The sequence below is a fragment of the uncultured Roseovarius sp. genome, assembly GCF_913054395.1.
GTDB lineage: Bacteria > Pseudomonadota > Alphaproteobacteria > Rhodobacterales > Rhodobacteraceae > Roseovarius.
Genome location: NZ_CAJXIP010000091.1, coordinates 1 through 13,966, shown reverse-complemented (window position 1 = coordinate 13,966; position 13,966 = coordinate 1). Strand labels below are relative to the sequence as shown.

At 63.7% G+C, this 13,966-nt stretch carries 5 protein-coding genes and 1 pseudogene; all 6 read right to left on the bottom strand.

Annotated features, from left to right (window positions below; translation table 11 throughout):
• Positions 1-235 (bottom strand): Wzz/FepE/Etk N-terminal domain-containing protein (locus QZ522_RS12760; RefSeq protein WP_294612054.1); only part of this gene is annotated, 235 nt, incomplete at its 3' end.
• Positions 236-492: 257 nt separating this feature from the next.
• Positions 493-1,140, bottom strand: coding sequence for a 4'-phosphopantetheinyl transferase superfamily protein (locus tag QZ522_RS12755; protein WP_294612051.1), 648 nt, complete (start codon positions 1,138-1,140; stop codon positions 493-495).
• A gap of 4 nt (positions 1,141-1,144) precedes the next feature.
• Complete coding sequence (locus QZ522_RS12750; protein ID WP_294612048.1) at positions 1,145-5,719, bottom strand: MupA/Atu3671 family FMN-dependent luciferase-like monooxygenase; 4,575 nt, start codon at positions 5,717-5,719, stop codon at positions 1,145-1,147.
• Positions 5,720-5,723: 4 nt separating this feature from the next.
• Complete coding sequence (locus QZ522_RS12745) at positions 5,724-6,734, bottom strand: glycosyltransferase family 2 protein (RefSeq protein WP_294612045.1); 1,011 nt, start codon at positions 6,732-6,734, stop codon at positions 5,724-5,726.
• Positions 6,731-13,161 (bottom strand): annotated as a pseudogene (locus QZ522_RS12740) (beta-ketoacyl synthase N-terminal-like domain-containing protein). The gene QZ522_RS12745 and the pseudogene QZ522_RS12740 overlap by 4 nt, the downstream one beginning before the upstream one ends.
• 94 nt (positions 13,162-13,255) lie before the next feature.
• Positions 13,256-13,966 (bottom strand): oligosaccharide flippase family protein (locus QZ522_RS12735; protein WP_294612042.1); only part of this gene is annotated, 711 nt, incomplete at its 5' end.

The following is a 13,966-nucleotide window of genomic DNA, read 5'->3' as shown; positions in this document are numbered from 1 at the left end:
GCTGTGGCTTATTGTGCTTGTCGCGCGCCATCAGCCGCTGTTCGATCAGTTGCAGGCGCTGCATCGCATCTGTCGGAACCATGCGCCCGGTCACATCCCGCCCCACCTGCGGGGTCTCGATCTGAATAACGGCGGTCGCCTCGAACACGCGCGGCTTGTTGAGGGCGAAAATCACCGCTCCTACACAACCCACCACCGTGACAAGCACAATAAGCCACAGCCTGCGGCGCAGCATTCGCAATAAACCGGGCAAGGACTGGATCGAACCCATCATCCACCTTTCAGCGTCGTTTGAAACGAAAAGCCGCCCGAGGTGCGTAAACATCGGCCAAGTGCTGCGGGCAACACCCGCTTTGAACACCTTGCCGATCGAATGCCCCCAAACGACCCTGACAAATTTCCGCCTAATCTCCGCCTTAATTTAATAATTTCGCCGCATTGCCGCCACAGTTTATTTGCGTGCGATTGGAAACACTGTGTTTTTCGTATGTGTCACGCGGCCGACAGCACGACCACCGCGCAGATAAGCCCCTGTGCGATGACAATCCGGCCGGGCATCCGCGCACCCGCCTGATAGGGCGGGCAATCCCGTGTGAAACGCACCTCGCAACGGCCTTCGTCAAGATCAACCGTGGTGTCGAGATCGTGGAACCCGAGCATCTGGCGGCTAAGGCCGTATTGCGCTTTATAGGCGGCCTCCTTGGCGCAGAAAATTACCCGGCCAAGAAGCGTATGAGCCGCCAAGCTGTGACGCTCGCCTGCGGTGCAGACCGTTTCGATCATATCGCTCGGCAGGGCCTCGGCGGGTTCAATATCAATCCCAAGCCCGATGACCCTGCCCTGGCGCGCCACAAGCGCAAGACAGGCACCGCCGCCGTGGCTTATGCTTCCCACAACCCCATCGGGCCAGACGGGGGCGCGGTCCGGGCCGGGCAAAAGCGCAGCGACGGGAAGATCAAGCGCGGACATGGCATCGCGCGCGGCGCGTCGACCGGCGGCAAATTCACGGTACCGGGACGGGACCGCGCGCGCCATTGCGTCGCGTTCCTGCGGCCAGAGGCCGGTCTCGGCGGCCAAGGGGTCGGCCTCGGCAAGGGCAACCTCCGGCGGCAGCACGGCGCGCAACGCCGGGATCAACATGCCCCTAGCCCTGCCGCGCGGCACGCATCGCGCGCCGCTTGGCCATCGCATCGGCCCGCGAATTGGCGCGCTGGCCAAGCGCCCCTGGCGGTGCCGTTTCCGGGGCTATTGCGGCGGCGGCGGGGGCGTCGCCGCGGGCCTCGGCCACCCGCACGGCGAGGGCCGCAAGCCTGGGAAAGCGGAAAATGTCGGTGATGCTAAGCGTGCTCGCCGCCAGGTCCTGACGGATTTCGCGATGTGCCTGAACCGCCAAAAGAGAATGCCCGCCAAGATCAAAGAAACTGTCCTGTGGTCCGATCCGGGCAACGCCCAGTATCCGCGACCAGATCGCGGCGATGTCGCGCTCAAGAGTGCTGCCGACTGTGCCGGAGGCGGTCACGCTCTCCGGCGCGGGCCGTGCCTGTGTGGGGGGAGGAAGCGCCTTGCGGTCGACCTTGCGATTGGGCGTCAGCGGGAACACCTCGAGATGCACGAAATGCGCCGGAATCATATGTGCGGGCAGGGTGGCCGCCAGCTTTGTCCTGAGTTCCTCGATCTTGGCAGGCCCACGCAGATAGGCCACAAGGCGGGTGTCACCGGGGCTGTCTTCGCGCGCCAGGACGACCGCCTGATCGACGGCGGCACAGGCCTCGAGTGCGCTTTCGATCTCGCCAAGCTCGATCCGATAGCCGCGCAGCTTGGCCTGGCCATCGGCCCGCCCGATGAATTCGAGCTGACCATCGGCGCGCCATCGCACAAGGTCACCCGTGCCATAAATCCGCCCGCCGGGGCGGAACGGATCGGGGCGGAACCGGTCTGCGGTGAGGTCATCGCGACAGTGATAGCCGCGTGTCACCCCGTCACCGCCAATCCAAAGCTCGCCGGGTGCGCCGACCGGCACCGGCGCCATCGTCTCGTCAAGGACATAGGTCCGGGTATTGGCGATCGGGGTGCCGATCGGGGCCACGCCGGTGCCTGCGCGCGCGGGCGCTGTGGTGGACCAGATCGTGGTCTCGGTCGGGCCGTACATATTCTCGATGCTTGCGCCGCTCAGCTGAGCCAGTTCCGCCACAAGCGCACCGGGCAAAGGCTCGCCGCCCAGCATCAGGTGCTTGATCTTGCCAAGCGCCGCGCGCGCCTCGTCGTTCATCGCGATCATCCGCGCCATCGACGGCGTGCATTGCAGATGGGTGACCCCGTGGCGCAAGATCTGTGCCGCGATGGAAAAGTCATCCTCGGGGAGGCTGCCGACGCGATTGCACCGTTCCAGTACTTGCGCCAGCGGGCGCAACCCGTCCAGGACCTGCCGCACCGGAATGCCGTAATCAATCAGGCAGGCAACCTCGTCCACGCCGATCCGCTTGAGTTCTTCAACCCGCGCGACGCAATCCTCGACCGTGCCGAACAGGCCGGAATCCTCAAAATACCGCAGAAAGGCGAAATCAAGGATGCCTTCCAGCTCTTCCTCGGAGAGCGATCCAAGATCAAGCTCGAACGGATTACTCACGCCTTCAGGTTTCTTGAACGCCGGAAAGGCCCAGGCGTATTGCTTGATAAGCCCGGCGGCAGAGCGCAGGTAATCCTTCATCGGCTCGCGCGCCACGCGCTCGGCCTCGTCGCGGGTCTGTGCCACATAGGTGTGCAGCATCAGCGTCACGGTGAAATCGGCCGGATCATGCCCCGCCTCGCGCAGCGCCGCGTGGTAGAGGCCGATTTTTTCGCGGACTTCGCTCACCGACTGTCCAAGAAGGTGGGTCAGAACATTGGCGCCACATGCCCCGGCCTCTTTCCAGGTCGCCGGATTGCCCGCCGTTGTCACCCAGACCGGGAGGTCTTTCGACACCGGGCGCGGTTGGGTCACGACGCTATGCATGCTGCCGTCGGCGCGCGGATATTCGACCGCCTCGCCCTTCCACAATCGGCGCAGATCGCGGATCGCGTCGAACATGGCGGGCTTGTTGTTGGGGGGGGGATTTTCCGGGCGCAGCACAAAATCGTCCGGCTGCCAGCCGCTGGCAATTGCCATGCCTGCGCGCCCGTTGGTGAGGTTGTCGATTACCGCCCATTCCTCGGCGATGCGGGCAGGGTGGTGCAGGGGGGCAACACAGCTTCCGGCGCGCACGCCGATGTTTTGCGTCACCGCTGCAACCGCCGCCCCGGTCACCGAAGGGTTGGGGTATGGCCCGCCAAAGGCATGAAAATGCCGCTCGGGTGTCCAGATCGCGCAAAAGCCGTGGGTATCGGCGAACTGTGCGCCTTCCAGCAGGGATTTGTATTTGTCGCGCCCGATGCCGTCGTCATTGCCCCAGTAATAAAGGCTGAACTCCATGCCGCGCTCCGAGGTTGCAAGATGCCCCGACGAGACAAGGGCACGGCTCTCGTCTCCGCTCAGCACAAGTTTGAAACCGCGGGCGAGGGCATAAAACAGCTCAAGCACCGAAATGTCGAAATTCAGGCTTGTCACCGCAAGCCAGACCCCCGGAGGATCATGCGGGATGCGGTCATCCATCCCGGCAAAGAAATTCGCCACATTGCGATGCTCGACCATCACCCCCTTGGGCCGCCCGGTCGAGCCGGAGGTATAGATCACATAGGCCAGATCATCCGGTCCGGCGCCACCCTCGGGTGCGGTGGCGGGGGCGGCGTCGAGCCGGGGGTCGCTATCAAGACAGAGCACCTCTGCGCCGGTCTTGGGAAGGGTCGCGGCCAATGCGGCGTTGCTAACCACCACCGGCGCGCCGCTGTCTTCAAGGTAAAGCGCCAGCCGCTCGGCGGGATAGGCCGGATCCATCGGCACATAGGCGCCGCCTGCCTTCCAGATCGCAAGCGCCGCGACGATCATATCGGCCGACCGCGGCAGGCAAAGCCCAACCAGAACACCGGGACCGACCCCCATCTCGCGCAGCACATGCGCGGCGCGATTGGCGCGGGTCTCAAGGGCTGCGTGCGAAAGCGTCTGGTCCTCGAACACCAATGCGGTGGCGTCGGGCCGCCGCGCGGCCTCGGCCTCGATCATCTTGTGCAGGGGAAGCGGGTCATAGGCGCGCGCCGTGCGGTTCCAGCTTTCGGTAACCAGGATACGCTCGGCCTCGGGCAGGGCGGGCAGATCGCCCGTTGCCGTGTCTGGCGCGGCGCGGCCCAGATCCTCTAGCCGTTTGGCCAGAAGGTCGGCCATCGCGGGCGACAGGCGCGTGGGATCGTAAACAAGGCTTGGGGCCTGACCCAGTTCAAGCGTCAGGGCTGTGCCGGGGATAAGGCCGCTGCCCTTTACCCGCAGCCCGACATCGGGCCGGTGCGTCGCATCGAGTGCGGGGTCGCGGGCGAAGACATCAAGCGCAAAGGCGCCTTTGGCCTCGGCCTTGGCAAGGGCCGCCTGCATTGCTGCCTGCAAGGCCGTCATGCTGTCGGCCTCGGGCAGGGCGAGGGGCACCCAGGTACAGGTATGGCCGGGCTGATCCGCCGCCATGACCGCCGCGCCGCAATAGGCCAGCGTGCCGCCTCCCTCACCGGCAAGGCGTTTGGCCCAAAGCGCGGTCGCCGCAAGGGCAAGGTCACCGGACACTTCAAGCGCGCGGCGTTCTTCGCCCGCGCCTTCCCCCGCTGCAAGCGGAAGGGTGACGGGGCGCATGGCCCGCAGGGCAGAACGCCAATAGCCGTCATTCGGTGCGAGATCGGCCAAGATCCGGGTCAGCGCGCCTGTCGTGTCGGGCAGGGCCAGAACCGTTCCCACCCCGGTCAGCCTGCGCGGATCAACCGCTGTTGCGTCCGCAGCGCAAAGATCACCAAGGCGCAGCGCGCCATCGCCGGTTGCGACGCTCAGATGGCTGGTGTCAACGTCAAGCACCGTGCCGGGGGGGGCAGATGGGCCCGTCATGACCTCGGCGTGACCGACAAGGATCACCTGATCGCCAAGTGTGATGCGTGGCATACAAAGCGGGTTCAGATAGCCCCCATGATCAAGGGCCCGCACCAGCCGTGCAAGATCGCCTGCGGGTTTGGTGAAATCCAGCCATGCGCCGGCCTCCGGGCGGTCGGCGCGCGCGAAACAGGTGCGCGCGTCAAGATCCTGCGCTTTGGCGCCGGGCAGGCCCTGTTCAAGTTGATCCATCACGGCGGGAAAACTCTCGAGTGCCGCGCCATAGCATTTGGCATTGAGGGTAAAGGCGGTGTCATCGGCGGCGACATCAAACAGGCGCTGTTCAATAACGCGGCCCTCATCCACCCCGCCTTCAATCAGATGCCAGGTGATGCCATGCCGCGCCTCACCGTTTAGCAAGGCCCAGACCGGGGCGTTCAACCCGGCATAGCGCGGCAATGGCCCATCGTGGAAGTTCACGGCGCCCTTGGCCGCCTTGGCCAGCACCGGGTCGGGCAGGACCGACAGGTTGGCGATCGACAACAGCCAGTCGAACGAGAGGCCGTTCAGCGCCTCGGCAAGGCCCGCGCCGGGGGCGATCAGCGCAAGCCCCCTGGCCTTGGCCCATTCCGCGACATCGGCGTTTCGCGTGACCACTGCCGCGATCGCATGCCCCCGGCCAAGCCAGGCTTCGCCACATTGCAAGGCCAGCGATTCATTCCCGATCAGCAGGGCGCTTGACATCGTTTTATCCTTCTTCCTTGGCCAGCGGGCTTGTGCCCTTGGCGGGGCCCGGCCCCTTGCGCCCGAGTATCGCGCCAAGCGCGGCGCGGGTGTCGCTTTGCATCAAGCTGCGTAAAAAATGCTGCGGACCGGTGGTCGGCCTGCGCCGGATCGCCCGCCAGACCTGACCGAGCATGCCGCCGCCCAGATGCGCCAGCGTTGCGGCGACGGCATAGGCGCGCCCGTGATTTTTCACGAAATAATGGCGGCGTGAGGCGAACCAGTAATCGGGCACCCGTGCCCATGTTTTCATGCCTGTACTGACCGACCCGATATGCTTGACCTCGCTTTGGCGCACGAAATGGGTCTGCCATCCGGCCCGCGCGGCGCGCAGGCAGAGGTCAGTTTCCTCGAAATAAAGGAAAAACCGTTCGTCAAACCCGCCGATCTTGTCCAGTACGCTTTGCCGGATCATAAGACTTGCCCCGGCCAGCCAATCGACCCTGCAATTGCTTTGCTGCACCGCGAGAGGCACGACATGGCGTTTCAACAGCCGGCTGACCGGCCCCATGCGCGCCGCCCCTTCAAATTCACCAGCAATCGAGGGAAAGCGAAAACAGGCCACATGCGCGGCCCCGTCAGAGCCGTGAATATAGCTGCCGACAAGCCCGGCCTCGGGGGTGGTTTCAAGATGCGCCAGAAGATGGGCAATGGCGTCGGGCGCCGGGAAGGCGTCGGAATTCAGGATATAGACGTAATCGGGCGGCGCCCCGTCCGACAACCCGGCACGCATGCCCGCGTTATTGCCCGCGCCAAAGCCGCCATTGCGGCCCGATTGTACCACGCGCACCCGGTCAAGCCCCTTGGTGCCGTCTTGCAGTGCGTCAAACGACCCGTCGCCAGAGTCATTGTCGACGATGACGATCTCGCCTGCGATATCCTGCATCGCGATCCGCGCGGCCCCGCAGGATTGCAGGCTCATCTCAGGCGTGCGCCAATTCAGGATAATGCAGAGAACGCGCGGGCCATCGATCATTCCGCGGCCCTCCGGACAGCAGGCGGCGCGGGGATATCCGCCTCTGCGTTCTCGATCGCGCGGCGGATTCGCGCGGCCAGAACCCTGACATTGGGTTCAAGCACCATGGAATCGTGATCGCCCGGCACTTCGGCCACCTGCACCCGTGACGCATAGCGGGTCCAGTCGTTGTCGGGCAGGACATAGGCGCGTTCCGAATTCACCCAGAGCCCATTTGATACCGGCCATTTGCCGACAAGCGGCGGGCGGAACAGGTGTAGCGGCCCATCCCATGGGCGCAGGTCATAGCGTGCAATCGCGCGATAGAACGCGGCCTCGATCTCGCTGTCGTGAAACTGATGCGCGCTATTGGTGGCGGTCTCTTGCGGGCGGCGCTTGGCGATCTCCCATTTGATCCGGTTGCGCGCCCATTGCAGCGGATAAAGCGGGCCGCGCGCGCGAATCTCCTGCCACTGAATGAGCGCGCGATCCCTGCGTGACAGCGCCCGGCGTTGCGGCAGGGGGGTGTCGAGCATCACCACGATGGCGACCTCTTCGCCCGCTGCGCGCAATTGTTGCGCCATCTCATAGGCGGTGATGCCGCCGCCCGAAAATCCGCCCAAAAGATAGGGGCCGTGCGGCTGAATCTGGCGCATTTCCCTGATGTAGTCGCGGGCGGCCTCGACAAGGTCGTCATGCGGCGCTTCGCCACCATAAAGCCCGCGCGCCTGAAGCCCGTAGAATGGGCGGTCGTCGCCCAGAAGATGCGCCAGATGGCGCAGGTTGAGGACATTTCCGAACATCCCCGCCACAAGGAAAAATGGCCGCTTTGGCCCGCCTTCGCCGCGGTGCATCGCCACCAGATGGGTGAACCGGCGCTCTGGCGTGATCGTGATCGGGCGGTTGTCCGTGGCCTTGCGTGTCTCCTGCGGTCCGATACGCGCCTCGATCAGGGCGGCACAGGCGCGGATCGTCGGAGCCTCGAAAAGTACGGAGATCGGGAAATCGACCTGCCATGCCTTGCGGATCATGCCGAATAGCCGGACGGCAATCAGGGAATGCCCGCCAAGATCGAAGAAGCTATCCTCGACGCCCACGGTTTCAAGGCCAAGGAGGCTGCCCCAGAACTCTGCCAGTCGGGTTTCGATCTCGCCCTGGGGGGCGACAAAATCGCTGTCAAGGTCGGGGCGGTCAAACCTTTGCCCGCTCTCGTCGGGGCCATGCGCGGTGTGTTCGGCCTGCGCACAAAGCTCATCAAGGTCAAGTGACGAGACGACCACCTGCGACAGCCCGCTGGCAAGCGCCCGGCGAAACGCCTCTGGTCCCTCGGCGGGCAAAATGCCCTGTTCAAGGTTGTGCTGCAAACGCTCTTCGGCGGGTGAAAGGCTCTGGCTTTCGCCACTCTGTCCGGGGTCGAATTCAAGATCCTGCGCGGTGGGCGCGGCAAGGGTAAGCCCGCCCTCTTGCCGACGGATCGCAAAGTTGTGGATATCGACCAGAACCCTGCCATTGCGATCGCAAATCGTGATGTCGAAACTGGCAGTGGCGGTCCCGGCACGGTTTTCGCCCGCGTTACGCACCCAGCTAAAGACCTCGCCCGCCAGCGGCGCATGCACCCGCACCGAGCCATAGGACATTGGCACCCAGAGATGCGTTGGGGCATAGCCCTCGATCAGGCCCATCGCCCAGCCGGTGGCGATATCCATCAGCGCCGGATGCAGCAGATAACCCTGCGCAAGATCGCCCATTGCCGCCTTGGGCAGGTGCAGATGCGCAAGGCCCTCGGCATGGCCCAACCCCATGGCCCGCAACAGCCGCCAGCGCGGGCCGAAATCAAGATGCGCCTCTTGCGGCGCCGAAAGGGCGGTGTCGCCCGCCTCTTGCCAGCTTTCCATACGTTTCCGTATGGCCGTAAGATCAAGCGGTGCGACGGTGGCGAGCGGCAAAAGGGTCAGGCCGCATTGCGCATTGCTCTGCCAGCCCTGACGCCCGGCGAGGATCGACGCGCTCTGTACCTCTGCATCATAGCCCGCATCGCTTCGGTGCAACCGCAGCCGCATCTCGCGCATGCCCCGGTCCGGCATGTCAAAGGGGCGCAGAAACCAAAGGTCGCGGATTTCAAAGGCCCCCTCTTCGCCCTGTGCGCGCAAGGCCTCGGCGACAAGTTCAAGGTATCCGGTGCCGGGCATAAGCGCCTGTCCGGCCTTGGTGCGATGCTCATCAAACACCCAGGTTTCCGCCGCGCAATAGCTGGCATGAAACAGGCGGTTGCCGTCGGTGTCATGGCTTGTGGCATCAATCAGGGGGGCCTCAAGCGGTACACGTGGTGCGGGGATCATATCGCCCTGTCGGCGCGCAACGGCCTCGGCGGCCATGCCGACCTTGGCCCAGATGCCCCAGTTTAGCGAGAGCACCCGCGTCTTGCCGCCCTCGCGCGACTTGGCATAGGCATTGAGGTATTCATTTGCCGCCACATAATCGACCTGTCCCGCCGGGGCAGTCACCGTCGAGGTTGAGGAAAACAGCACAAGCCAGTCGAGCTGCCCATCGGGGAACACCTGTTCAAGGACCTGCGTGCCGTGGATTTTCGGGGTGAAGACATCCTCGATACTTTCCGACCCCTTGGTCAGAAGCGGCGCATCGGCAATCACACCGGCGGCGTGAATCACGCCATTGACCGGGCCAAACCCGGCCTCGATCCGCGCGCGCGCAGCGGTCATATCCTCTATGTTGCAGACGTCGGCGGTGACCACCATCACGCGCCCGCCAAGCCCTTCGAGCCGCTCGATGGCGGCGATCCGGCGGGCCATTGAGTCGCCCGCGCCATGGGTCGCGAGATAGCGCGGCCAGTCCTCGCGCGCAGGCAGCGCCTGGCGCGTCATCAGCACGATATTTGCGCCGTTCCTGCGGATCAGGTCTTCGGCCAGTGTCAGGCCGATGCCGCCAAATCCGCCGGTGATCAGAACGGTATCGCCATCCGAGATCGGCGTGTCGCCTTCGGGGATGGCATGGGCGCGATAGCCCTGTTCATAGCGCCGCGCACCGCGCAGCGCCGCCGCCCTGTTGCCGGGTTCTTGCAGCAGATCCTCAAGCACCTGCATGACAATCGCGTCGTTTGCTCCGCGCCGGGTGTCGGGCAGGATAATGTCAAGGCTTGCACAGGTGATGCCGGGCATCTCACGCGGGATGACCCGAAGCGGGCCCATCGCCGTGGCCTTGGCGGGGTGATCAAGCGCCTCGCCCTTGACCTGCGCCGCGCCCGAGGTGACGGCGGTCATATGGCAGGGCGTCGGAAGGCCCTCATCGGCCATGGCCTGTGCGAGGAACAGCAGGCTATAGAACCCCTGTTCCTGAAGCCGGTGGAAAAAGCTTGATCCGGGGCGGTGGCGTTCATCGGAGGTGACAAGCCAGAAATGTGCGATCCGGGTTGGCGCGCGTCCCTCGGAGATTAGCGCGCGGATCAGTTGGTCATACCCCTCGCGCCCGCGTTCCGGCGAGAGCGCAAAGCGCCCCGGCGCAAGCGCGGCAAAGGAATCGCCAAGAATAACATACGTTACCGTATGTTCCGCGCTTTCAAGACGCTCCCCGACGGCTCTGGCAAGCCCCGCGTCATCCTCGAAGATAAGCCATGATTGCCTCGGCAGGACGGCAAGATCGCCGTTGTCGCTCAGATCGACATCGGCCAACCGGGGCCGCCAATGCGGGCGGTGTCCCCAATCTGCAAGATCGTCACGCCGCATCGGCCAGTCGGTGGCCGCATCGCTGCGCGCCGCGCCGGGGGCGATGAAATAGGGTTTGTGTTGAAAGGCATAAGTCGGAAGCGACACGCGCAGGCGCGGTGCCTCGCCCCATATTTGATGCCAGTCAATGCTGACGCCCACGGCCCACATCCGGCCGAGCATTGCCATGAAGTATTCGTCATCGGGAACGTGGTCATCGGGATGGCGCAGGCTGCTGATCACCTGATTGGCGGCGATCGCATCATGGGCTTGCGCCAGCGATGACAATGCCTTGCCCGGACCCACCTCAAGAAACACCCGCGTGGCCCCATCCGCGAGGCGGCCAAGCCCATCAGCATACCGTACCGTATGGCGAAGGTGCCCGACCCAGTAATCCGGATCAATGGCCTGTTCCGGCGTCATGTAATCGCCAGTCCGGTTCGAGATCAGCGGGACGTGTGGCGCATGAAGCGGGATTGACGTCAGATAGGTGCGGAACCGGTCAAGGATCGGCTCCAGCATCCGGCTATGGGCCGCGATGTCGATCGGGATGCGCTGTGCCTCGATCCCCTCGGCGGCAAGGCGCGCGGCCAGATCGTCAAGTGCGGCCTGCGGGCCAGAGGCAACCGACAATTCGGGCGCATTCACCGCCGCGAGGTCAAGCGCATCGCCAAGCCAGGGGCGCAGCGCATCCGCAGCCAAAGGCACGCTAAGCATCCCGCCCGGCGCGACCTCGTCAAAGAGTTGCCCGCGCAGATGCACAAGACCGATGCAATCCTCGAAACTCATCACCCCGGCGAGACAGGCGGCGGTGTTTTCGCCCATCGAATGACCGATCAGCGCCGTCGGGATCACCCCCCAGCTTTGCCAGAGTTGGGCCAGCGCATATTCGGTGATCATGATCAGAGGCAATTGCACCGACGGCCGCTTGAGCCGGTCCTGCGCCTCCGTCAGCGCCGCCGGTTCAGGCAGCCAGATCGCGCGGATGTTGTAATCAAGCTTGGGTTGCAGCACCTCAAGCCCGCGATCCATCCATTCGGCAAAGACCGGCTCTGTCTCGTAAAGATCGCGCGCCATGCCGGCATATTGCGCGCCGCCGCCGGGGAACATGAAAACGACCTGCGGATCATCGCCCAACACCTCGTGCGTGAACACCCGGCGCGGATCGCCCTTTTCCAAGAGCGCGGCGGCGGCCTCGTGGCTGTCGGCGACCACGACGCGGCGGCGATCAAAGGCGCGGCGCCCCTCTTTTAGGGTCCAGGCCACATCGGCCAGCGGTTGCTCGGGATGGGCACGCAGATGTTGCGCGAGTCGTGCCGCACCCTCGTCAAGCGCGGATTTGCTGCGCGCCGAAAGGGTGAATAGCTGAAACGGCCAGTCGCCGGGCTCTGACTTCGCGCGCTCGGGCGGTTCTTGCAAAACCGCATGGGCATTGGTGCCCCCGACGCCAAGCGAATTGACCCCGGCGCGGCGCGGATGATCGCGGCGCGGCCAGGGCGTGAGGCGATCATTGACGCTAAAGGGGCTGCCGTCAAAGCCAATCGCGGGATTGGGCGCCTCATATCCCAGCGAGGGCGGCATTTCCTTGTGATAAAGCGCCAGCGTTGCCTTAATCAGGCTCGCCACCCCGGCGGAGGTATCAAGATGCCCGATATTGGTTTTCACACTGCCGATGCGGCAGAAATCCACCGCTTGGGTCGTCTCGCGGAACGCCTGCGTGAGGGCGGCAACCTCGATCGGGTCGCCAAGATAGGTGCCGGTGCCATGGCACTCGACGTAGTCCACGGTTTCAGCGCCGATACCGGCAATCGCCTGTGCCTCGGCCACGGCAACGGCTTGCCCATCCACCGAGGGGGCCAGGTAACCGGCCTTGGCAGCGCCGTCGTTGTTGACTGCCGTGCCCTTGATCACGCCCCAGATGTGATCGCCATCGGCGATGGCATCGGCCAGACGGCGCAGCACGACAACCCCGGCCCCCGATCCAAAGACCGTGCCCTGCGCACGGTGGTCAAAGGCATGGCATTGCCCGTCGGGCGACAATATCTCGCCCTCCTTGTAAAGATAGCCGCGCTTTTGCGGCAGTTCGATGGTGACACCGCCCGCAAGCGCCATGTCGCATTCGCCATTGAGTAGCGATTGCGCCGCGTAATGTACCGCGACCAGAGAGGTCGAACAGGCGGTCTGGATCGACAGGCTCGGCCCCTTGAGGTCAAGGATATGGCTAAGGCGGGTGGTCAGGAAATCCTTGTCATTACCGGTGTGGCGCAACAGGAACATGCCGACATCACTTACCAGATCGGGGTTCGAGCAGAGGTTGAAATAGAAATAGCTGCCCATGCCGCAGCCCGCAAAACCCCGATATTGCCGTCAAAATTTTCCGGCGGATGCCCGGCATCTTCAAACGCCTCCCAGGCGGTTTCAAGAAAATGGCGATGCTGGGGGTCGAGGATGGCGCTTTCCTTGGGGCCAAAGCCGAAAAACTCGCCATCGAACATTTCGAACCCGTCGAGCGGCGCGGCGAACGGAACATAGTTTTTCTGGCGGATCATGTGCTGGCTTTCGCCGCTCGCCAAAAGCTCTTCTTCCGACATTTGGCGGATCGAGCTTATTCCGTGGCGCAGGTTATCCCAGTACTGTGCCACCGTCTGCGCCCCCGGAAGATGCGCAGCCATGCCAACAATCGCAATGTCATTGTCGTCGGTCGACGGGGGGATTGGGCTATCTGTCATACGATCCACTAAGCGAAAACACAGGTGCTCTGATATCTCCAGACAATGCGAAGAATTTGGGGCAACTCCTTGACAATACCATAGTATTTTACTTCTACCATCCCGAGGCGCGGGCCAGACCGCTCACCGTGTCAAGGTTGACCCGGATCGCCAGCGCCCCGATCCCAAGACCGACCAGCGCCATCAACGCATCATGTAAAGGGTCCCACGCGCGCATGCGCCGCGCCAGCCAGACCACCACCGGATAGGCAAAAAGCATCGCCACGCCATAGCTTATCAGCGCGCCCAGAAGGCCGCCCCATTCAAGCCCAATAACAAGCGCGGCAATCATCAGGATTGCCTTGGCCAGCGTCAGGATGAAAAAGCGGCGCGAATCCCCGGCCGCAAGCGAGGCCTGATCATAGGTCATCACGATGATCTGGGGGATTTGCATCACCGCCATCATCACAACGACCGCACCGGCCATCGTATAACGATCATCATACATCACACTGACAAGCCAGCCGCCCAAAAACGCGAGTATCGCTGCCATCGCCAAAAGCGCGAGGGTAACGGTAAAGCGCATTCGTCTGAGCTTGGCAAAGTTCTCGGGGCTCTCGCCGGGGGGCAATTCCCGGTAAATCGGAATAAGCAGCCGCCAGGTCAGCATATTGCCAAGAAGCATCGGGAAAGAGGCCAGGAAAAATCCGATGTTATAGACCCCGAAAATCGCGAAGCTAAGGTATTTCCCAAGGATAAGCTTATCCGCCTGATTGAACAGAAAGCCACAGATCGTGCTCAGGAAAATCCATTTTCCGAATTTGAC